At 66.4% G+C, this 20,523-nt stretch carries 19 protein-coding genes; 5 read left to right on the forward strand and 14 right to left on the reverse strand.

Annotation, left to right across the window (positions count from 1 at the left end):
• On the forward strand, nt 1–645 hold a 645-nt coding region (locus N825_RS33995), incomplete at its 5' end, for a transposase (RefSeq protein WP_037461478.1).
• Nucleotides 646–855: 210 nt separating this feature from the next.
• Here the strand turns inward: N825_RS33995 and N825_RS34000 are convergent.
• The 8 genes from N825_RS34000 to N825_RS34035 form a co-directional block, all read right to left on the reverse strand.
• Nucleotides 856–1,275, reverse strand: coding sequence for a RidA family protein (locus N825_RS34000; protein WP_037461482.1), 420 nt, complete (start codon nt 1,273–1,275; stop codon nt 856–858).
• 151 nt (nt 1,276–1,426) lie between these two features.
• Entirely contained in the window at nt 1,427–2,386 is a 960-nt protein-coding gene (locus N825_RS34005) for an agmatinase (protein WP_037461485.1), read from the reverse strand.
• Nucleotides 2,383–4,470 carry a dipeptide ABC transporter ATP-binding protein gene (locus N825_RS34010; protein ID WP_051514052.1) on the reverse strand — a complete coding sequence of 696 codons (2,088 nt, stop codon included), beginning with the start codon at nt 4,468–4,470 and terminating at the stop codon, nt 2,383–2,385. The genes N825_RS34005 and N825_RS34010 overlap by 4 nt, the downstream gene beginning before the upstream one ends.
• Complete coding sequence (locus N825_RS34015; protein WP_063833986.1) at nt 4,470–5,375, reverse strand: ABC transporter permease; 906 nt, start codon at nt 5,373–5,375, stop codon at nt 4,470–4,472. The genes N825_RS34010 and N825_RS34015 overlap by 1 nt, the downstream gene beginning before the upstream one ends.
• Nucleotides 5,362–6,318, reverse strand: coding sequence for an ABC transporter permease (locus N825_RS34020; RefSeq protein ID WP_037461488.1), 957 nt, complete (start codon nt 6,316–6,318; stop codon nt 5,362–5,364). Before N825_RS34020 ends, N825_RS34015 begins: the two co-directional genes overlap by 14 nt.
• A 70-nt stretch (nt 6,319–6,388) precedes the next feature.
• Nucleotides 6,389–7,888: an ABC transporter substrate-binding protein gene (locus N825_RS34025; protein ID WP_037461500.1), complete on the reverse strand. Its 1,500-nt coding sequence runs from the start codon at nt 7,886–7,888 to the stop codon at nt 6,389–6,391.
• A gap of 103 nt (nt 7,889–7,991) precedes the next feature.
• Nucleotides 7,992–8,900 carry a MurR/RpiR family transcriptional regulator gene (locus N825_RS34030; protein WP_051514058.1) on the reverse strand — a complete coding sequence of 303 codons (909 nt, stop codon included), beginning with the start codon at nt 8,898–8,900 and terminating at the stop codon, nt 7,992–7,994.
• Between the two features lie 112 nt (nt 8,901–9,012).
• Nucleotides 9,013–10,152 (reverse strand): acyl-CoA dehydrogenase family protein, encoded by a 1,140-nt coding sequence (locus N825_RS34035; protein WP_037461490.1) that lies wholly within the window; start codon nt 10,150–10,152, stop codon nt 9,013–9,015.
• A gap of 91 nt (nt 10,153–10,243) precedes the next feature.
• Between N825_RS34035 and N825_RS34040 the strand changes: the two genes are divergently transcribed.
• Nucleotides 10,244–11,164: a LysR family transcriptional regulator gene (locus N825_RS34040; RefSeq protein WP_051514060.1), complete on the forward strand. Its 921-nt coding sequence runs from the start codon at nt 10,244–10,246 to the stop codon at nt 11,162–11,164.
• An 8-nt stretch (nt 11,165–11,172) separates the two neighbouring features.
• Here N825_RS34040 and N825_RS34045 read toward each other — a convergent pair whose 3' ends face one another.
• Together N825_RS34045 and gntA are read right to left on the reverse strand one after the other, a co-directional pair.
• Nucleotides 11,173–11,790 (reverse strand): DUF1989 domain-containing protein, encoded by a 618-nt coding sequence (locus N825_RS34045; protein WP_037461492.1) that lies wholly within the window; start codon nt 11,788–11,790, stop codon nt 11,173–11,175.
• On the reverse strand, nt 11,780–12,535 hold the full coding sequence (gene gntA / locus N825_RS34050; RefSeq protein WP_051514064.1) for a guanitoxin biosynthesis heme-dependent pre-guanitoxin N-hydroxylase GntA: 756 nt from the start codon (nt 12,533–12,535) through the stop codon (nt 11,780–11,782). The genes N825_RS34045 and gntA overlap by 11 nt, the downstream gene beginning before the upstream one ends.
• A 188-nt stretch (nt 12,536–12,723) precedes the next feature.
• Between gntA and N825_RS34055 the strand changes: the two genes are divergently transcribed.
• Nucleotides 12,724–13,857 carry an iron-containing alcohol dehydrogenase gene (locus N825_RS34055; RefSeq protein ID WP_037461509.1) on the forward strand — a complete coding sequence of 378 codons (1,134 nt, stop codon included), beginning with the start codon at nt 12,724–12,726 and terminating at the stop codon, nt 13,855–13,857.
• 19 nt (nt 13,858–13,876) lie between these two features.
• Here the strand turns inward: N825_RS34055 and N825_RS39455 are convergent, their stop codons facing one another.
• The 3 genes from N825_RS39455 to N825_RS34060 all read right to left on the reverse strand — a co-directional run bounded on the left by N825_RS39455 (nt 13,877) and on the right by N825_RS34060 (nt 15,935).
• On the reverse strand, nt 13,877–14,014 hold the full coding sequence (locus N825_RS39455) for a hypothetical protein (RefSeq protein ID WP_157619739.1): 138 nt from the start codon (nt 14,012–14,014) through the stop codon (nt 13,877–13,879).
• A gap of 12 nt (nt 14,015–14,026) precedes the next feature.
• A complete protein-coding gene (locus N825_RS39460; RefSeq protein WP_157619740.1) occupies nt 14,027–14,188 on the reverse strand; it encodes a hypothetical protein in 162 nt (53 codons plus the stop codon).
• Between the two features lie 730 nt (nt 14,189–14,918).
• Complete coding sequence (locus N825_RS34060; RefSeq protein ID WP_037461494.1) at nt 14,919–15,935, reverse strand: L,D-transpeptidase; 1,017 nt, start codon at nt 15,933–15,935, stop codon at nt 14,919–14,921.
• Between the two features lie 327 nt (nt 15,936–16,262).
• On the opposite strand from N825_RS34060, the gene N825_RS34065 reads away from it, so the two are divergent.
• Nucleotides 16,263–18,170 (forward strand): adenylate/guanylate cyclase domain-containing protein, encoded by a 1,908-nt coding sequence (locus N825_RS34065; protein ID WP_037461511.1) that lies wholly within the window; start codon nt 16,263–16,265, stop codon nt 18,168–18,170.
• Between the two features lie 54 nt (nt 18,171–18,224).
• On the opposite strand, the gene N825_RS34070 is transcribed toward N825_RS34065, so the two are convergent.
• The gene (locus tag N825_RS34070) at nt 18,225–19,247 is read right to left on the reverse strand and encodes a zinc-dependent alcohol dehydrogenase family protein (protein WP_198039049.1); all 1,023 of its coding nucleotides are present in this window, start codon (nt 19,245–19,247) and stop codon (nt 18,225–18,227) included.
• Between the two features lie 139 nt (nt 19,248–19,386).
• On the opposite strand from N825_RS34070, the gene N825_RS34075 reads away from it, so the two are divergent.
• Nucleotides 19,387–20,283 carry a LysR family transcriptional regulator gene (locus N825_RS34075; protein ID WP_037461515.1) on the forward strand — a complete coding sequence of 299 codons (897 nt, stop codon included), beginning with the start codon at nt 19,387–19,389 and terminating at the stop codon, nt 20,281–20,283.
• The last annotated feature ends 240 nt before the right edge of the window (nt 20,284–20,523 follow it).

Here is a 20,523-nt window from a genome sequence, read left to right on the forward strand (position 1 = left end):
CGGCGAGCTCAGGCGCTGGAACTGCCGGCGCAGCCCCGCGCCACCGGTGGGACGCTTCATCTGATGGTCGACGGTTCGGGACTGAAGCTGAGCGGCCCAGGCGAGTGGCTGGTCGAGAAACATGGCACCAGCAGGCGGCGCTCCTGGCGCAAACCCCACATCTGCTTTGACTCCATAACCGGCCGGATCGTCGCTTCCATCCTGACCGACCGCGACGTCGATGACGCCTCGCAGGTCGAACCCCCGCTCGACCAGATCGCCGAGCCGGTGGAGGTTTTCCTGGGCGACGGCGGCCACGACGGAACCAACGTTCACACTGCCTTGGACGAGCGGCATCCGGACGCGAAGGTGATCGTTACACCGCGAGCCGATGCCGTGCTCAGCGCCATGGTGGACACCGAGCCCACCCAGCGCGACCGCCACATTCAGGCAATTGCCGGGAAAGGGCGAATGGCTTGGCGGCGCGACAGCGGCTATAACGAAAGAGCCCGCGTTGAGGGCCAGCTCGCGCGCTGGGAGCAGGTCATCGGTGACAGGCCGCACTTCCACAGCGACGAGGCTCGGGCCACCGAGGTTACAGTCGCGGCCCATGTCCTCAACCGAATGCTCGATCTGGGACGCCCGAACTCCGTTCGCGTCGCCTGATCAACCGCAGGGGTTGGGGGCTCCCTTGCCCCTTCCTCCTCCATGCAACACCCTGTCGCTTAGAAGCACCTAGCACAATTTTGAATAGAAAACCTCAACTCATTGAGTTGCTGTGTGAGGCAAGTTGTGCCAAGCGCCCTAAACCACGACGTTATCAGCCAGACTGATAAACTCGATCGCGCTATCGCGATCATCGCCTACGGTTTGGCGTCAACCCTCGTCGGGAATGACCGCCGTGGCCTCCACCTCGACGACCCATTCCGGGCGAGCCAGGGCGCTGACCACCAGCCCGGTCGACACCGGGTGGACGCCCTTCAGCCACTTGCCGACGACCAGATAGACCGCCTCGCGGTAGCGCGGATCGGTGATGTAGACCGTGACGCGGCAGATGTGGGACAGCTCGGAGCCGGCCTCCTCCAGCAGCATCTTGATGTTCGACATCGCCTGCTCGGTCTGCGCCGTCACGTCGCCGATCCCGACGCTCTCCGAGGTGTCCAGGTTCTGGCCGATCTGGCCGCGGACGAAGACCATCGTGCCGCGGGCGACGACCGCTTGGCACAGGTCGTTGTCGATCTTCTGCTCGGGGTATGTCGCCTTGGTGTTGAACTTGCGGATGCGGGTATGCGCCATTTCCGGATTCCTGTTTGGAAAGTAGGAGAATTCAGTCAACCGTAGGTCGGGTAAAGCGCAGCGGCACCCGACACCAACTCGCCTGCTTGTCGGGTGCCGCTGCGCTCCACCCGACCTACAAATCCGCCGGTTTCTTCATTGCCGAGCCCACTCAGCGGTCGAAGTAGCCGGCCTTGATGGTGGCGCCGATCATGTTGACGAACAGCCGGCACGCCGCGATCGAGGACAGCCGGTTGATGTCCTTGGCTGGCGTGATCTCGACGATGTCCATGCCGACGACGCGGCCCTTGTTCGCCAGGCCGTGGATCAGCTTCCGCGCCTGGTGATAGGTCACGCCGCCAAGGGCCGGACCGTTGACGGCGGGCATCACCGACGGGTCCATGCCATCGGCGTCTACCGTCAGGTAATAGCGGCCTCCGGCGGGGATGCGCTCCAGGATGGCGTCCATCCCGGCGTCGTGCAGTTCATAGGCCGTGATGATGTTGGCGCCATAGGCGTGGGCGATGTCGACCTCCTCCTGCCGGGCGCTGCCCTGGGCGCGGATGCCGATCTGGAAGATATCCTTGACGTGGCCCATCTCCGAGATGCGCCGGATCGGGCTGGAATAGCCGTCGGGAACGCCGTTGACCTCGTCGCGCCAGTCCAGGTGGGCGTCGACATGGACCAGGGTAATCGGGCCCTCCTGGTCGTCGAAGGCGCGCAGCACCGGGATCGGGATGCCATGGTCGCCGCCGATGATCAGCGGCAGCGCGCCGGCCGACAGGATCTTGCGGACGGCGGCCTCGGCGTTGCGGTAGCTGCTGGACAGGTCGCGCGGGTCGGCGATCACGTCGCCGCAATCAACCATGCGGATGTCCTTGTTCATCAGCAGCGGACCGCCGATGTCGAAGTCGTAGCGCTCCAGCGAGCGCACCGCCCGGTCCGACGCCTGACGCACTGCGGTCGGCGCGTTGGACTGGTCGTTGCTGACCTCCTCCATCGAATAGGCCGAGCCATAGGGAATGCCCAGCACGGCGATGTCGGCGGCGGTCAGGTCGTCCAGGCTGACGACCTCGGAGTACAACAGGCTCTTGTGACCATGCTTGGGCGGGTTGGTCAATGCGGTGGTCATGATGCTTTCCTGGTTCGCGGTATTTGAAGGGGAGGAAGGGAATTCAGCTCGCCGATGTCGAGGTGACAGGCGATGCGGTGGCCGGGCGCCGGCTCGATCACCGGCGGCGGCGTCGTCTCGCACAGGGCGCCGAGGCTGCGCGGGCAGCGGGTGTGGAACGGGCAGCCGGTCCGCTCCGAGGCGGAGGGCGGCCGGTCGCCGCGCAGCTTGACCCGCTCGCCGAATTCCTCGCCGGGTGTCGGCAGGGGCACGGCGGACAGCAGCGCCTCGGTATAGGGATGGTAGGGCGGCTGGAGCACGGCCTCGGTCGGGCCGACCTCGCAGATCCGCCCCGAATACATCACCGCGATCCGGTCGGCGATATAGGCCACCACCGACAGGTCGTGCGAGATGAACAGGTAGGACAGCCCCAACTCGTCGCGCAGATCGTCCAGCAGGTTCAGCACGGTCGCCTGGACCGAGACGTCCAAGGCGGAGACCGGCTCGTCGCAGACGATGAACTCCGGCTCGGTCGCGATCGCCCGGGCGATGCCGACGCGCTGCTTCTCGCCGCCGCTCAACTGGTGCGGATAGCGGTCGTAATAGCCGCGCGGCAACCCCACCCGGTCGAGCAGGTCCTCGCAGTGCTCCCGCCGCCGATGGGCCGGGACATTGGTGTGCAGCGACACGGCGCGCGCGATGGCGTCCCCCACCCGGCGCCGCGAGTTGAGCGACGAGTCCGGGTTCTGGAAGACGATCTGCGCCCGCTTGCGCAGCGATCCCAGCTCCTGTTCCGGCTTGTCGGCGATCTCGTCGCCGTCCAGCGTGATGCCGCCGGAGGTCGGGTTGGTCAGCCGCAGCACCGTCCGCCCGAAGGTGGATTTGCCGCTGCCGCTCTCGCCGACCAGCCCCACGACCTCGCCGCGGCCGACCTCCAGCGAAATGCCGTCGACCGCGTTGACGGCCTCGGTCCGCGTCTCGGGCCACGGGAACACGCCGAACTTCCGCTTCCACTCGATGCCGCCGCCGATCTTGCCACGCCGGAAGACCTTGGTCAGCCGGTCGGTCCGCAGCAAGGTGCCCGACCGCGACCGGCCGGGACGGCGCGCCACGGCGGCCGCCTCCGGCCAGCCGGGCAGGTCGTCGCTCTTCCAGCAGCGGACCAGCCGGCCATCGTCGATCGCGGCCAGCGCCTGCGGCTCGCGGCAGCGGGCTTCCACGAATGGGCAGCGGTCGGCGAAGACGCAGCCTTCCGGCGGCTCGGTCAGGTCCGGGAAACGGCCGGGGATGGGTGCGATCCGGCGTGTCCGCCCGGCGTCCGACAGCTTGGGCAGCGACGCCAGCAGCCCCTTGGTATAGGGATGCGCCGGCGCTCCCAGCACGGCGTTCTTGGCGCCCCGCTCGATCAGCCGGCCGGCGTAGAGCACGCAGACCGTGTCGGCGATGCGGTTGACCACCCCCAGGTTATGCGTGATGAACATCATGCCGAGTCCGCGGTCCCGCCGCAGCCGGTCCAGCAGGTCGAGGATCTGGGCCTCCACCGTCACGTCCAGCGCGGTGGTCGGCTCGTCCAGGATCAGCACCTTGGGATCGCAGACGATCGCGGTCGCGATCAGCACGCGCTGCTGCATGCCGCCGGACAGCTGGTGCGGATAGACGGTCACCAGCGCCGCGGGATCGGGCAAACCCACCTCCCCCAGCGCCGCGATCGAGCGCTCCAGGGCGGCGCGCTTGTCCATCCCATGGTGGAACACCAGCGGCTCGGAGACCTGCTCGCCGATCGTCAGGCTTGGGTTCAGCGAGGTGAAGGGGTCCTGGAAGACCATGCCGATCGCCCTGCCCCGCAGCAGGCGCCGGGCCTCCGCCGGCATGCCGACCAATTCCCGTCCCTGGTACCGGATCGATCCGGACAGCGTCGCCTCCGAACCCAGCAGGCCCATCACCGACAGCGCCACCGTGCTCTTGCCCGATCCGGATTCACCGACCACGGCGACGGTCTCGCCGGCGCGGATCGACATGCCGACGCCGTCCAGGGCCTTCAGGGTGCCGCGCGGCGTGTCATAGGCGAGATCGAGGTTCTCGATCTCCAGCAAAATGTCGGACATCAGCCGCCCCTCCGTTTCGTGCGTGGGTCCAGCGCCTCGCGAAGTCCGTCGCCCAGCAGGTTGACCGCGATCACCGTGATGCCCATGGCGAGGCCGGGTGCCAAGGCGACCCAGGGTGCGCGGTCCAGCAGCGGCCGCGCCTCGCTGATCATCAGGCCCCAGTCGGAGCTGGGCGGTTGCGCGCCCAGGCCGATGAACGACAGTGCCGCACCCAGCAGGATGGCGAAGGTCACGCGCAGGCTGGCCTCGACCATGATGGGCGGCCACGCGTTGGGCAGGATCTCGGCGTGCAGGATGTAGAAGGTCTTCTCGCCCCGGGCCCGCGCCGCCTGGACGAACTCCTCGCCGGCCAGACCCAGGGTGATGCTCCGCGTCAGCCTGACCGTGCTCGGCACATAGACGATGCCGACGGCGATGATCAGCTTCCACAGCGACGGCGGCGTCACCGCCAGCATCAGCAGCCCGAGCATGATTGGCGGAAACGACAGCAGCACGTCGGTCGATCGCATGATGATCTCGTCCACCGGGCCGCGCCGGTAGCCGGCCCACAGGCCCAGCGGCACGCCGATCACCAGGCTGACCGCCGTGGCGGCGAAGCCCATCATCAGCGACAGCCGGGCCCCCATCAGCATGCGGCTGAAGACGTCGCGGCCGAACTCGTCGGTGCCTAGCCAATTGGCGGCGCTTGGCGGTTTCAGGCGCTTCAGGATGCTCATGTCCTCGAAGCCATAGGGGGCGATCCACGGAGCCGCCGCCGCGACCGCGACCAGCACCGTCAGCAGGACGGCGCCGACCAGCAGCTTCAGCGGCGCTTGGCGGATGGCTTGGAAACGGCGCCGCCGCCGGGGGAGACGGCCCGCCTTGGGAAGCCCTCCCTCGGAGGGAGCGGCATCAGGATGCGGCATGGCCATAGCGGATCTTCGGATTGAAATAGCCGTACAGGATGTCGGCGATCAGGTTGGCGAAGCAGTAGACCGCCGCGATCAGCAGGATGCCCGCCTGGATCAGCGGCAGGTCGTGCCGCTCGATCGCGAACAGCAGCAGGCGCCCGATGCCGGGATAGGAGAACACCGCCTCGACCACCACGATGTTGCCCATCAGCCAGCCCACATCGATCGCCAGCACGGTGATGGTCGGCAGCAGGGCGTTCCGCAGCGCGTGCCGACGGATCACGTGGCCCTCCGGCAGCCCCTTGGCCCGCGCGTTGCGGACGTATTGGCTGCGCAGCGTGTCGATCATGCTGGACCGGGTCAGGCGCGAGACGTGGGCGATCAGCGTGAAGGTCAGCGTGATCACCGGCAACACCAGGTGCGAGACCCAGGCCAGCACGCCATCGTTCAGGTTGCCCGCCCCGCCCGACGGCAGCCAGCCGAGATAGCGGGCGAACACCAGGATCGCCACGATGCCCCAGAAGAACTCCGGCACCGAGATGCCGATATACGAGAAGACCGAGACCGCGTGGTCGCTGAACCGATTCTCGCGCACCGCCGCCACGACGCCCAGCGTGATGCCGAACACCGTCACCAGCACGAAAGCCAGCCCCGCCAGGATCGCCGACGACGCGAAGGCCTCCAGGATCAGCGGCAGCACCGGCCGCTCCATCACCAGGCTCTGGCCGAAGTCGCCGACCACCACGCCGGAGAACCAGCGCCAGTATTGCAGATAGGCCGGATCGTTGAGACCAAGACGCTGCTCGATCGCGGCGACGGTCGACGCGTCGGCGAACTGTCCCGCCAGGATGGTCGCGACGTTGCCGGGCATGATCTGGGTGATGCCGAAGACGAGCAGCGACATCACGAACAGGATCAGAACGATCCCGATCAGGCGTTTCAGGAAGTACAGGGTCATGGTGCGTCTCCCCCCGCTGGGTCGCCGTCGATCGGGCCGGACGGTCGTCCGGCCCGCGTGGGAGACGGGGTCAGTTGACGGTGGTCTGGCGCAGGTCCATCCACATCATCGGGCTGGAATGGAAGCCCTTGACGTTCTTGCGATACGCGTTGACGTGGTTCTGCACATAGGGGATGGCGCCGGCCGGATCGGCCTCCACCAGGGCCTGGAACTTCTTGTACAGGGCCGCGCGCTCGTCGCTGCTGGCGGAAGCGCGGGCGGCGTCCAGCACCTTGTCGACCTCGGCGTTCTTGTAGTTCCACAGCTGCGTGTTCCACGAGCCGGTGGAGTGGTAGAACGGATAGACCGAGGTGTCCGTGGTCGGGCGGCTATAGAAACCGTCGGCGTAGAAACCGGCCTTGCCCTCGATCTCCTTGACGAACTTGTCCCACGGCACCCGCTGCAGCTCGGCGTCGATGCCGACCTCCTTCAGGAACTCGCGGGCGGCGACACCCATGCGCTCGCGCGTCGGCCGGCCGTTCGGCAGGTAGAGCGTGACCTTCAAGCCGTCGGCGTGGCCGGCCTCGGCCAGCAGCGCCTTGGCCTGGGCCAGATCCTGCTGGCGCAGCGGCAGCTCCGAATTGTAGTACGGATGCGACGGCGGGATCATGGTGTGGGTCGGCGTGCCCTCGCCATACAGCGCGAAATCGACCATCGCGGCCTTATCGATCGACAGCGCCACGGCCTTGCGGACACGAGCGTCGTCGAACGGTGGCACCGCCGAGTTCATGATCAAGCCGTCCCAGGTGGAGGTCGGAACGCTGTCGATCACCACGTCGCCGCTACCCTTGAACTGCTCCAGCGATTCCAGCGGCAGCGACCACACCAAGTCCAGCTCGCCGGTCGACAGCGCCGACACCTGCGCGGCGCTCTCCGGCATGATCCGGATGGTGATGGCGTCCAGCTTGGGCTCGCCCTTGATGAAGTAGTCCGGGTTCTTGACCAGCTCGATCCGGTCGCCGGGGCGGAACGCCTTGAACATGAACGGGCCGGTGCCGACCGGCTCGGTCGCGACCGTGTCCATCTTGTCGCGCGGCAGGATCCGAACCTGGCGGTCGCCCAGGATCTCGGCGAAGCCGGCATAGGGGATCTTCAGGGTGAAGCGGATCTGGGTCTTGTCCAGGATCTCGATCGTGTCGACCACGTCGAAGTTGACACGGGCGGTCGAGCCGGTCGCCTTGTCCATGACGCGCAGGATGGTCGCCTTGACGTCCTCGGCCTCCAGTTCGCGGCCATTGTGGAACTTGACGCCCGGACGCAGCTTGAAGGTCCAGACCTTCTGGTCGTCGCTGGCGGTCCAGCTCTCGGCCAGATCGGGCTTGACGCCGCCCTTGCCATCGACCTCGGTCAGGCCGCTGAACATCAGGAAGTTGAGGATGTACTCCTCGCCCAGCTTGGTCTTGGCGACGTCGAACGTGTTGATGTTGGACGGGATCGCCAGCCGCAGCGTGCCGTCGGCCAGCGCCGGCTGGGTGAGGGCCACCATCGCGGTCGCAAGCGCGCCCAGGGCGCCGTACAGCGTCTTCTTCATCTCGGTCTCCTTCACGGATTGGGTCTTCGTGATCGGCCGGCAGCCCCATCCGGGGCGTTCCGGCCGGCGTGGCCTCCGCGGTCTTGATGCCGCTTGGTTGTGCTTATTCTGGTCTGGTGGCGGTGACGGGCGGCAGGTCCTCTCCGGGGTTCCACCAAGTCTTCAGTTCCCACAGCCGCGCCTCGGTCTCCTTCACCTTGGCGGGGACGTCGCCCGGGTGCCGGCCGGCGACCAGCGCGACCAGCACCTCGCAGGCGGCGAAGGCCGGGGTGAAGGTGTCGAAGAAGGACGGCGACCGCTTGCCGACGACGATCGAGATATCGGCCATCCGGGCGACCGGCGCCGCCTCGCTGTCGGTGATCACCACCACCTTGACGCCTTGGCGCCGGGCGAAGGCGACCGTCTCCACCACCTGCCGGGCGCAGGGGAAGAAGCTGACCACCAGCAAGGCATCGTCCGGTCCGGCATCCAGGATCGGGGTGGCGCTCAGGGCCGACATCGTCTCGATCAGGATGGCGCGGTCGCTGAAGAACGCCAGGATATGGGCGAATTGAAAAGCGGCGGGAAACGACCCGCGCTGACCCATGCAGAAGATGCGCTTGCCGGCGGCCAGCACCTCCGCGGCGGCCAGGAGTCGGTCGCCCTGGGCGCCCTTGCCGATATTGGCGACATGGGCGGCCAGCGTCTCGACCATCTCGGACGCCACTCCCGCGGCGCCGACCTGGTCATGCTGGCGCATCAGGTCCTCGGCGCGCCCGCCGAACGGCTCGGGACGGTCGCGGATCGCGTCGGCGTGGAGCGCCCGGATGTCGTCATACCCCTGGAGGCCAAGATGCCGCGCCAGCCGGGTCATGGTCGCGGGTGGCACCCCGATCCGCCGCGCCTGTTCGCGCATCGACAGCAGCGCCACCTCGCGCGGGTTGTCGAGCACGAACCGCGCCGCCAGCTGGATGCGGCCGGGCAGCCCGTCGAACTGCGTCTTGGTCGTGGTGATGAAGGCGTCGAGGTCCATGACCAAAACGTTAACGGCATATCCCGGTGTGTGCAACAACTGTTTCAAAAAATCTCCGGAATGATCTGTTTGATCCACACAGAGGCAGGTTGCTCCCAGGATTTGCTTAGATTCACGCCAAAAGCCCGCGCGCGATGATGTTGCGCTGGATCTCGGACGAGCCTTCGTAGATCCGCATGATCCGGGCGTCGCGGGCGTAGCGCTCCAGCGGCATCTCTCGCGAATAGCCATAGCCGCCGTGGATCTGGATCGCCTTGTCGGTGATCCGCCCCGCCGCCTCCGACGCGAACAGCTTCGCCATCGACGCCTCGGTCGAGAACCGCTGGACATCGGCGCGCAGCCGCGCCGCCCGCAGACCCAGCACCCGCGCCGCCTCCAACTCGGTCGCCATGTCGGCCAGCATCCATTGAAGCCCCTGGAACCGCCCGATCGGCGCGCCATCGACCTCGCGGACCTTGGCCCAGGCCACGGCGGCGTCGAGCGCCGCCGCCGCTATCCCGGTGGAGGTCGCCGCCACCTCGATCCTGCCGTTGTCCAGCACCTTCATGGCGGTCCGGAACCCCGATCCCTCGGTTCCCAGCCGCCGGCCCGGCGGCAACGCGCAGTCCTCGAACGCGACCTCGAAGACATGTCCGCCGCGCAGGCCCATGGTCGGCTCCGCCTTGCCCACGCTGACGCCCGGCATCGTCCGGTCGACCACGAAGGCGCTGATGCCGCGATGCCCGGCGGCGGGATCGGTGATCGCGAACACGACCAGCAGATCGGCCGCCCCGGCGTTGGAGATGAAATGCTTGACGCCCGACAGCCGATAGCCGCCCTGCCCGTCCGGTACCGCCTTGGTCGACATGTCCGCCGGGTTTGAGCCCGCGCGCGGTTCCGTCAGCGCGAAGGCGCCCAGCGCCCTTCCCGCCGCCATGGCCGGCAACCACTCGGCCCGCTGGACATCGTCACCGCCGATCAGGATGGCGTCGCCAGCCAGGAAATGCGCCGTCACCATCGACGTGGTGGACGCGCAGGCGCCCGCCAGCGCCTCGACCGCCAGGTACAGCCCAACGGCGGACACGCCAGCCCCACCCCAGCGCTCCGGCAGGTTCATGCCGAGCAGGCCGATCTCCGCCAGGGCGGCCAAGTGTTCCCCGGCGAAGACGCCGTCCTCGTCGATGGCGCGGGCGCGTGGTGCCACGACACGCTCGGCGAACCGGCGGACGCCCTCGGCGACGGCGCGGTCCTCTTCGGTGGAAAACGGATGCATGGGATGGGCCTCGGTCAGCGGGTCGATTTCCCCATGCTTGACGACCGGATAGAATCAATAAAATATTGCTTGGAAATAACCTGAATTAAAAATGATGATCCAGTTCTCGTTCCGCCAGCTCAGCTACTTCGTCGCGACCGCCGAGACCGGCAGCACGTCGCGCGCAGCAGAGACGCTGAACGTGTCGCAGCCGGCGGTGTCGGTCGCGATCGGGCAGTTGGAAGCCGTGTTCGGCCAGAAGCTGTTCATCCGCCGCCACGCCCAGGGCGTCGATCTGACGACGTTCGGCCGCCGCAAGCTGGCGGAGGTCCGCCACCTGCTGGCGCTGGCCAACTCCGTCTCCGGCACCGACGCCGACGATGTGCTGTCCGGCGACTTGGAGGTCGGCGTCTTCTCGACCCTGGCGCCCGCCTTCGCGCCCGGACTGCTCAGGGCCTATGGCGAGGCCCATCCCAAGGTCAGGGTCCGCATGCGCGAGCTGAACCTGGACCAGATCCGCCGCGACCTCGACAGCGGCGCCATCGAGATCGCCCTGCTCTACGACCTCGACACGATCGGCGAGATGACCCGCACGCCCTTGGCCACCTTCCAGCCCTACGCCCTGCTGCCGGAGGGCCATCCCCTGACAGCCCTGCCCGAGGTGCCGCTACGCCGGCTGGCCGAGGAACCCTTCGTCCTGATCGACCTGCCGCACAGCCGCGACTACTTCCTGTCGCTGTTCCGCATGACCGACGTGATGCCGGCGACCATCCTGCGCTGCGCCTCGCTGGAAACCCTGCGCGGCATGGTCGCCAATGGCCACGGCGTCAGCATCCTGGTCACCCGCCCCCACGGCGACCACGCCTATGACGGCCGCCGCCTGATCCGCCGCCCCCTGGCCGACGCCGTCCCGCCACAACGCGCGATCCTCGGCTCCCCCATCCGCACCGCCCCAACCCGCCTAGCCCACGCCTTCGCCACCGTCGCCCAGGAATTCTTCGCCAAACTCGACACCGGCCACGGCATCGGCTGAGGCTCGGATCACTCCTCCCCCGTCTTCCGCACGGCGTAGTGGATCGGCTTGAAGCTGCCGCCGTTGCTGGCCGGCGCCGAACACGCCGTCAGGCCGATCACCAGATCCATCCGGGCCCGGAAGACGATGCGGTCGCCCGCCTTGCTTAGCGGCGGCAGGACCTTGAACCGGCCGGTCTGGCCGTCCACCGGCACGTTCATGAAACAATTGAACGCCACGGGAATGGCGTCGTCCTCCACCCCATAGGGACGCAGCGCCGCGGCGAGGTTGCCATGACAGCCCTGGTGCGGCGGCTCGTTGTCGTAGCACAGCCGGAACGTCGCCTCGCTGCACGGTGTCAGCAGGAAATCGTGTCGGCCCACGGTATCCTCGACGATCTCCAGCATCACGTTGGAGCGGTTGGAGTACAGCTTGTCACCGGTCGTCAGATAGATCCGCTCAGCGTAGTCCAAGGTGCGGCCGGATGACAGCATCTCGCGGATGTCCTCGCGCGACACCGCGAGCAGGTCGGCGACCTGTCCGCCCTCGGCGTCGATCACGGTCAGCTCGTCGCCGGCCGCCAATTCGAACGCGGCGCCGCTGCGCGGTGGAATGACGCCAACGGCGTCCCGTGTCTCAACCGCCATGGCGCGTCACGCCTCCCTTCACGATGGTTTCCAGAATGTCCTGCCCGGTCGCGGCCGCCGTACCCTTCCTGCTATAGGGGCAGGCCCAGCCCGCCTCGCTGATCCGGCCGCTGTATTGCCGCGCCTCGGAGCTTTCGCCATGCCGCGCCAGCATCGGATTGATGTCGCCGGCCAGCTTGACGTCGCGGTCCAAAATGACCTCGCGCAGCTTCTCATACCGGTTCTGCTCGCGCAGCATCTGGAACTGGGCGTGCAGGTTGAAGACCATGGTCGGACGCGAGAACCGGCGGGCCGGACGGCTGGCCTGGGGGTGCAGCCCCACGACGAAGAACGCCTGCCCACCGAAGCTGAGGGCGAAGTGCGGATCGTCCGGATCGGCGCTCACCTTGGGATCGTGGCTCTGGCCGCGCCAGGCGTCCTTGTCGGTCAGCGACTGGATCCTGTCCCACAACCGCCGCTCGAATGTTTCCTCGTCGAGGCCGAGCGGACCTTCGAAAACAACGGCGAAACTGGTGAAGACGGTCGGCTCCAGCGTGTATTCCCACGCGAACCGCATCAACTTGTCCTGGATCGCGACGTCGTCCCAGGTACTTTCGATGCTCCGCGCGACATAAACGGTCATTTTCCCCTTTTGGACGGCGGATTTCGCGCCAACACAAGGGAATCCCTGATCCAGGATGAACCGCTTGATATCTTCCCTCAGCTCGGAGTGTTCGTTGCTTTGCTCTAGTCTCGCGTCAAACAACTTGGTCGCCCTCGGTCGTGGACACGGTAAACCAGATCGTTGCCGAAAGGTTCCGCCTCCCCCGATAGAATGGCGACCCGCCTGACGACGGGGCCGCGATGAAGCCGTCGATGGGATTGACAGGCTCGGCGATCGACAACAAGCTCATCCTCCACCAACGCCCTCCCCTCACCCGGTCCGTGGACGTCATGCCTGTCATTTCCTACCTGACGACAATCCGTTTCGAGTTCGGCGCCATCCAGGGCATCCCGCAGGACCTGGCCGAACTGGGCATCGCGAAGCCCTTGATCATCGCCGACGAGGGCGTGGCGAAGGCCGGCATCGTAGGCCAGATCACCGCTTTGCTGGAGGGCTCCGCCAGCCCGCCGGTCTTCACCCGCACGCCGACCAACCCGACCGAGGAAGCGGTCGAGGACGCGCTGGCCGTCTATCGCGAGCACGGCTGCGACGGCCTGATCGCCGTCGGCGGCGGATCGCCGATCGACCTGGCCAAGGGTGTCGCCCTGCTGGCCGCCCATGACGGGCCGCTCGAACGCTACGCCGCCATCCGGGGCGGCATTCCCCGGATCACAGCCGCGGTGGCGCCCGTCATCGCCGTCCCGACCACGGCGGGAACCGGCAGCGAGGTCGGCCGCGCCTCCCTGATCACGTTGCGGGATGGCAGGAAGCTGGGCTTCATCTCCCCCCACCTGATCCCCAAGCGGGCGGTCTGCGACCCCGAGCTGACGTTGGGCCTGCCGCGCTGGCTGACCGCCGCGACGGGGATGGACGCCGTCACCCATTGCGTCGAAACCTACCTCAGCCCCCGCGACAACCCGCCGGCCGAGGCGATAGCGCTCGACGGGCTGAAACGCGCGGTCGACAACATCGAGAAGGCCGCCGCCAACGGCTCCGACCGCGACGCGCGTCACCAGATGATGATGGCGGCGCTGGAAGGTGGCCTGACCTTCCAGAAGGGCTTGGGCGCCGTCCACGCCCTGTCCCACCCGCTGGGCGGCCTCAAGGATCTGTCACTGCACCACGGCACCCTCAACGCCGTCATCCTGCCGGTCACGCTCCGCTTCAACCAGAGCCACGCCGAAGCGAAGTACGCAGTCATCCGCGCCACCCTTGGCCTTGCCGCCGACGCCGACCTGGCCGATTACTTCGAGCGGCTCAGCGGCAGGCTTGGCCTCCCCAAAAACTTGGCCGAAATGGGCGTCACCCGCGCCATCGTCCCGGCCATTGCCCGCGCCGCGATCGAGGACCACTCCCACGCGACCAACGCCCGGCCCGCCACCGTCGAGGACTACGAACGCATGCTGACCGAAGCCATCGGCTGACAGCCGCCGCGTCCCATGATCAGGATCGGCTGAACGTGATCTTGTAGTCGCCCCCGGCGATGGAGAACAGGTCCGACGCCGTGTTCGAGATCCAGGTGAGGCTCATCGGCGTGATCCGCACCACGTCGGTGGTCCCCTCCGCGCCGATGGTGCACACGGTGTCGTTGGCTCAGGCTTGCGTGGTGTTGACGTTCCATTGGGCATCGTCGTCGCCCAATACGAATGTATGCTCCCCCGCGTAAGTAACGAAGCTGAGCGTCAGGGTGCTCTCAGCCTGATCCTCATCATCATACGCTTGTAGGTAGACCACATTGACTGTGACTTGTGTCATGATCACTTTCCCTTTCTAAAAATCGACATAACGCCCATTCGGCCTGCGCGGACGGACGCCCGCTGGACCAGCTTGCCTACTTGCGCCAGGGGATAACAAGCTTTAATGTAAAATTCTATGTTGCTTGGTCGTGCATGGATTACCCTTGCGTTCACTGCCGCCCACACCTCGATCTCCGCGTCGAGGTCCCTTGGACTGCCTTGCTATCGGTTGGCTTCGTCCTTCTCCTCGATCAAGTTGCTCTCCGCTATTGGTATGACGGTACGGGAGAGTTCCGAGCTGATCATCCGGCCGGGCCGTTCCCGCGATTCACACGATGCGGACCTCAGGCGGATGGCGAGATCCCTTGAGAACGGACGATCCCAGTTGAAGATGACACAGCGTTCCCCCGCAGGACCGCGCATTTCCCGTCCATCCGCGCGGCGTAATTGCCGTATTGACTACCAACTCCGTTGCCGACGTTCATGGGAAGATCCTCGACGGGCGCGGACGAGCAACCGGACAGCACCAAACCGACCAGGATCGGGGAACGTCCGGGAAATTTTCCGAACAACAACTTGTTCTCCTATCAATAGAAAAATTTTTAGCAGTGCAAAAAAATCTGAGAAGGTTGACACCATCTATACCGTAAAAATTGTCAAAATTCGGTCTGCGCCGCTGAGATCAAGCGCGATGAATGGGAACGTAGCTTCCCTATACGGACGGCCCGGAGCGGAAGATCGCTGCCCAGCTACGGATGACTGGCCTTGGGCTCGCCCATCGCGTCGATGATCGTCAGCCGGTGACCGACCGCGCCGTCGCCAATCGGTGCCGGCGTCACGACAACGCTGTCGCCGCGCTTGAGGCTCGCCTCGACGCGATCGTAGAAGGGGCGTGGCGCTCGGAGCCGGCCGATCTCGGCATCGGCCAGGGTCGCCCCCTTCTCCGATTCATGGCCCGGCAGGCCCGCATAGATCCAACGCCGACCACCATCGGGGTTTTGCGTGAGGGTCAGCACATGGACCGCGTCATCGTGGTCGTCCAACTGGATCCGTCCACGCCCGATCTCGATGCCATTCCGCAGGACCACGGCCTCCTGATCGGACTTCGATAGGATCACGGTGATCGGGCCGTCGGGCGAAAGCTCCGGCGTCCAGCGCCATGCCCCCTCCAGGTGCGGAACGTCCGCCGGGTAGCCCGCCGGGACGAACGGCGCCGCGATGCCGGCGGAGATGGCGCCGACACGGTGCGCGGCATCCCCGGCGACAACCACGGTCGCGCTGAAGTTGGTCACGCCGAACAGCAGGCGGGCGAACTCCAGCGGCAGATGAACGCAGCCGTGGCTTTCGGGATAACCCGGCAATCCCCCGGCATGCAGGGCCACACCGTCCCAGGTCAGGCGCTCCATGTAGAACATCGGTGCGTTATGATATTTGGTCGATCGGTGGAAAGCGTCCTTCTGGAGGATGGAGAACACGCCCGTCGGGGTCTCGTGGCCGGGTTTGCCCGACGAGATGGTGCTCACGCCGATGCGCACCCCATTGCGGTACACCGTCGCCAGTTGATCGGACAAATTCACATAGATCAGGATCGGGCCGGAGGGTGCGATCTCCGGCGCCCAGACCCATTCGCCGGGACTCAGCGTCTCCGCCACACGCGCCAGTTCGACCGGAGAACTGGCTGGCCGACCCTGACCGAACGCCTCCCCGATCTCGCCCGCGGAGAGCGGCATGGCCAAGGCGAACGTGGCGAGAAGCAATCGCAGCATGGTGCCGACCCAAGATAATAAATCCGCGCCCTCCCTAGGACGAATGGAATCATAAGCTAGCAATCCAAACGAGAAATCAAGGATCGGCGGGCGGAAGCGGGTCGGATTGAACCGGATACTCTCAATCTGTTGGATCCGTGTCCCGGGCCCCGCCGCGGTTCAGTCCCTTTCTGAAGCGCTCCTTCCATGTTACCATCCCCCGGCTCACGCGACCGAAACCAGCCTCGCCGGCGGATCGGCCTTGGCCCCTTCGCGGAAACGAGATCCCGGGCGGGCGATCGAACGACGGACCGTTGGCTTGATGGTGACTCCTTGGGAGGCCGGGATTTGAGACGCAAGCTCGCCGCGATCATGGCTGGCGATGTCGTCGGCTACAGCAGGATGATGGCCGACGACGAAGCCGGAACCTACCGCGAACTCCGCGCGATGTTCCACGAGATCCTGGGCCCGATCGTCGACGCCCACGACGGACGGATCTTCAAGGAGATCGGCGACGGCTTCCTGGCGACCTTCACCAGCGTCCACGAGGCGCTGGACGCCGCGGCGGTGATCCAGCAAACCCTCCAGACCAGCCGTCTCCAGCTTCGCATCGGCTTGCATCTTGGCGACGTCATCGAGGAGGACGGCGACACCTTCGGCGACGGCGTCAACATCGCGGCCCGGCTGGAAACAATGGCCGAGCCGGGGTCGATCTATGTCAGCGATTCCGTCTTCAGATGCGCCGAGAAAACTGCGGGCCGATCCTTCCGGCGGATCGGCCACCGCGCGGCCAAGAACATGCCCAATGGACTGGAAGTCTACGCGGTCACCATTGAATCCACACCCAGCGCCGTGGCACACGCCAGGACGGCAAAGTCGAGCGGGTGGCGGCGTCTGGCCACCGCCGGGTGGATGATTCTCGCCGGAACGGCCGTCGCGGTGATGGCCGCCGCCGTGGGGTCCTTCGCACCGGCCCGACAGTGGATCGCCGATTTCCCCGCGTTCCGCTCCAGCCCCACCGACAGCCGGCCGTCCGTGGCGGTGATGCCGTTCGACAACATGAGTGGCGACCCCGCGCAGTCCTACTTCACCGACGGGTTGAGCGAGGATCTGATCACCGAACTGTCCCGCAACCCCGAACTGGCGGTGATCGCGCGTAACTCGACCTTCGCGCTGCGCGAACGGGCCGCCGACATCCGGCATGTCGGCAAGTCCCTCCGGGCCCGCTACGTCGTCGAGGGAAGCGCCCGCCGCCAGGGCGATCAGCTGCGCGTGGCGGCCCAGTTGATCGACGCCGAGACGGGAACCCATCTGTGGGCGAAGACCTATGACCGGCGCCTGGAGGATGTTTTCGCCGTCCAAACCGAACTGACCGCCGAGATCGTGGCCTCGCTGGTCTCCTATGTCGGACGATCCGAGATCGCCTCGGTCATGCGGCGGCCGACCGACAACCTCAGGGCCTACGATCTCGTCCTCCGCGCGCGCGAGGCCCACGCCCACGCGGATGCCAACCCGGCATCGGTGCTGGACGCGCGCGACCTGCTCCGTCAAGCGCTGGTCCTGGACCCCCAATACGCGGCGGCGCACGCCTATTTTGGGCTCAACCTGATCGTCGACCAGGTCGTCGGGGTGACCGGCACCGCGACCAAGCTCGACATAGCGACCGGGATCGCCGCCGCCCGCGAGGCGATCCGGCTGCAACCGGATCTGGCGCTAGCCTATCGGGTGCTGGCGTTCGGCCTCTCCGCCAGCCGTGACTATCCAGCCGGGCTCCAAGCGGCGGAACGCGCCGTCGCCCTGAACCCCAACGATCCCGAGAACCTCGCGATGCTCGCCAAGGCCCAGCTCCGCGCGAGTTCCTACCAGCAGGCCGCCGACAACGCCGAGCGTGCCCGGCTGCTGCATCCCATGGCACCGAACTACTACGCCTTCATTCAGGCCCAAGCGCTCTATGCGGCCGACCGGCTCGACGACGCCGCGGCGGCGCTCGGCGACTGCCTGATCAATGGCGACCAACGCGGAAACTGCCTGCGGATAGCGGTGGCCGTCGATGTCCGCCGGGGCCGTCTCGACACGGCGCGACAGGCGATGGCGCGGCTGAAAGCGGCCGAACCGGACTTCACGCTCGCGAGGGAGCTGGAAACCGAGCGCTATGGCATGACCCCCATGATGACCCGCTACATCGCCGACCTCGGCAAAGCGGATACCCCCTCCGCCGCCACCGCTGACGGGACTCCCCGCCCGAACGCCACCTGAGGGAGGGAACGTCCAAACTGGGGACAGACCACCATTTTATGCGCGCTCCCCCGCTCACGCCGCCATGTCGATCACCACCTTGCCGAAGGGCCCACGGTCGAGGTGATCAAAGGCGGCCTCCAGTTCCGCGAGCGGATATCGCGAATCAACGACCGGAACGATCCCGGTTCGGTCGATCGCCCTGACAAAACGTTCAAGGGCGGTCCGACTGCCGGTGCCGATGCCGTGGATCGTCATGTCCTTGAGCATCAGCGGCATCGCGGGCGCGCTGATGTCCCAACCGTCGAGAGCACCGATCTGGCAAATGTGTCCGCCCACCGCGGCGAGCCGCACGGACTGACCGAGATGCGCCCCGCCCACCACTTCGAGCACGTGGTCCACCCCGCGATCACAGGTGATGCGGTAGACCTCCTCCATCCAATCCTCCCGGTCGCGGCGAATATAGTGGTCGGCTCCCAGCGCTCGGGCGCGCGCTTCGTTCCCACTAGCGCCGAGGACGATCAGCTCCGCCCCGTTCGCCTTGGCGATCTGGATTCCGAACAGCGCCACGCCACCGGTGCTCGGTATGAGCACCGTATCACCGGCCCTGACGCCCGCCCGTTCCACAAGGGCGAACCAGGCGGTCAGACCCGCCACCGGCAGAGTGCAGGCCTGCCAGTCCCGCAATGTGCCCGGAGCCCTGACGAACCAGTTTTCCGGCATCGCGACATACTCGGCGAGCACCCCGGGATAGAAGCCGCCAAGGGTCTGGTAGGCCGGCGTGCGCGCGGTTCCAGGGCGAAGGCCGTCGATCCAGTCGGGTGTGGCGATCGAGATCACCCGGTCGCCGATGGCATGGCGGGAAGAGCCTTCCCCAAGCCCGACCACCTCTCCCGCCAGATCGGACCCCGGGGTGAAGGGAAAGCGCAGCGGAAGGCCGCGACCGGTCTCGACCACCATCTTGTCGCGATAATTGAGTGCCACCGCCCCCACCTTGATCAGCACCTCGCCCCGTGCCGGCACCGGAATGGGAACCTCCCTGAGTTCGAGATGCTCCCTGCCGACCGCGTCCATCTCCCACCGCAACATCCCGCCCATCGTTCCCTCCATCTTGCCTGACGACCCCAGGCTTGCCTGACGACCCCAGGGAGGCGCCGCTTCGCCAGCAATCTGGAACATTCCCACTGTGATCGGAATGATCCATTATCGGCATGGGTTGTTGCGTTTGGAGCCTATGATGACGGCGGCGGAGTTCAGCGAGATCCGGGCGTTCCTAGCGGTCGCCGACGAGCGGAACTTCCGCCGGGCGGCGACGCGGTTGAAGATTTCGCCATCCGCGCTCAGCCGCACCATTCGGACCCTTGAGGAACGATTGGGAGTTCGTCTCCTGACCCGCACGACCCGCAGTGTCGCCCTCACGGAAGCCGGACAGTCACTCCAGACCCAGATCCAACCGCTGATCGCCGGAATGGACGAAGCCGTGCGGCAGGTTGGGGCGTTCCAGGAAAGCGCGAAAGGAACCGTGCGTATCAATCTGCCACGCGTGGCGGCGACGGTCGCGATCATGCCCAAGCTCGCTGGCTTCCTGTCCGCTTACCCGGATGTCCGCCTCGACCTCGTCATCGATAACGACATGACGGACGTGGTCGCCCAAGGCTTCGATGCCGGCATCCGCGCTGGACATCGAATCGGCCAGGATATGGTGGCCATCCGCCTCACCCCGGATTTCCGCATGGCCGTGGTCGGCACACCATCCTATTTCAACGAGCACACGCCTCCCGCGTCCCCTCACGAACTCGCCGGCCACCGCACCCTGACCTACAAGTGGGAGAAGAGCGGCACCGCGTTCCCCTGGAGCTTCGAAGGTCCCCAAGGACGCGTCAGCGTCGCCGTCGAGGATGTCCTGACACTCAACGACACCGACCTTCTGCTATCCGCCGCGTTGCGAGGGATCGGGATCGCCTTTCTCGCGGAGACGGTTGTGCGGCCGTATCTGGCGATTGGTGACCTCGTGCGGGTCCTCGAGGAGTGGTGCGAACCCGTCCCCGGCTTCCATCTCTATTACCCGAACAGGGCGAACATGCCGGCGGCGCTCCGGGCGTTCGTGGACTATATGAAGCTTTCCGGGCGGTAGAGGGGCGAAGGCCGCAGTGAAACAGGGGTCCGTCCCTGTTTTTACGGTCCCTGTTTTTACGGTCCCTGTTTTTATTGTTTTTACGCCCTGGAAACCATCGGCCGGGGTCGTGGGATGATCGATTACAACTCCTTGCTCCCCTGGGTCATGACAGAGAAACTGAAGTGAACCCTTGGAGTGAGACAGCGAAATAGGGGTCAGCAGGTTGCGTGCTCGGCTTGGCGGGGCGGTGCCGCCCCG

Origin of the sequence: Skermanella stibiiresistens SB22 (assembly GCF_000576635.1) — a bacterium.
In the GTDB taxonomy this organism is placed as follows: domain Bacteria; phylum Pseudomonadota; class Alphaproteobacteria; order Azospirillales; family Azospirillaceae; genus Skermanella; species Skermanella stibiiresistens.

What these genes read in the sequence shown, in the direction of transcription:
- N825_RS34000 (WP_037461482.1), bottom strand. Translation starts at nt 1,275, where the DNA reads ATGGCGCATACCCGCATCCGCAAGTTCAACACCAAGGCGACATACCCC.
- N825_RS34005 (WP_037461485.1), bottom strand. Translation starts at nt 2,386, where the DNA reads ATGACCACCGCATTGACCAACCCGCCCAAGCATGGTCACAAGAGCCTG.
- N825_RS34010 (WP_051514052.1), bottom strand. Translation starts at nt 4,470, where the DNA reads ATGTCCGACATTTTGCTGGAGATCGAGAACCTCGATCTCGCCTATGAC.
- N825_RS34015 (WP_063833986.1), bottom strand. Translation starts at nt 5,375, where the DNA reads ATGCCGCATCCTGATGCCGCTCCCTCCGAGGGAGGGCTTCCCAAGGCG.
- N825_RS34020 (WP_037461488.1), bottom strand. Translation starts at nt 6,318, where the DNA reads ATGACCCTGTACTTCCTGAAACGCCTGATCGGGATCGTTCTGATCCTG.
- N825_RS34025 (WP_037461500.1), bottom strand. Translation starts at nt 7,888, where the DNA reads ATGAAGAAGACGCTGTACGGCGCCCTGGGCGCGCTTGCGACCGCGATG.
- N825_RS34030 (WP_051514058.1), bottom strand. Translation starts at nt 8,900, where the DNA reads ATGGACCTCGACGCCTTCATCACCACGACCAAGACGCAGTTCGACGGG.
- N825_RS34035 (WP_037461490.1), bottom strand. Translation starts at nt 10,152, where the DNA reads ATGCATCCGTTTTCCACCGAAGAGGACCGCGCCGTCGCCGAGGGCGTC.
- N825_RS34040 (WP_051514060.1), top strand. Translation starts at nt 10,244, where the DNA reads ATGATGATCCAGTTCTCGTTCCGCCAGCTCAGCTACTTCGTCGCGACC.
- N825_RS34045 (WP_037461492.1), bottom strand. Translation starts at nt 11,790, where the DNA reads ATGGCGGTTGAGACACGGGACGCCGTTGGCGTCATTCCACCGCGCAGC.
- N825_RS34055 (WP_037461509.1), top strand. Translation starts at nt 12,724, where the DNA reads ATGCCTGTCATTTCCTACCTGACGACAATCCGTTTCGAGTTCGGCGCC.
- N825_RS39460 (WP_157619740.1), bottom strand. Translation starts at nt 14,188, where the DNA reads ATGACACAAGTCACAGTCAATGTGGTCTACCTACAAGCGTATGATGAT.
- N825_RS34060 (WP_037461494.1), bottom strand. Translation starts at nt 15,935, where the DNA reads ATGCTGCGATTGCTTCTCGCCACGTTCGCCTTGGCCATGCCGCTCTCC.
- N825_RS34070 (WP_198039049.1), bottom strand. Translation starts at nt 19,247, where the DNA reads ATGGGCGGGATGTTGCGGTGGGAGATGGACGCGGTCGGCAGGGAGCAT.
- N825_RS34075 (WP_037461515.1), top strand. Translation starts at nt 19,387, where the DNA reads ATGACGGCGGCGGAGTTCAGCGAGATCCGGGCGTTCCTAGCGGTCGCC.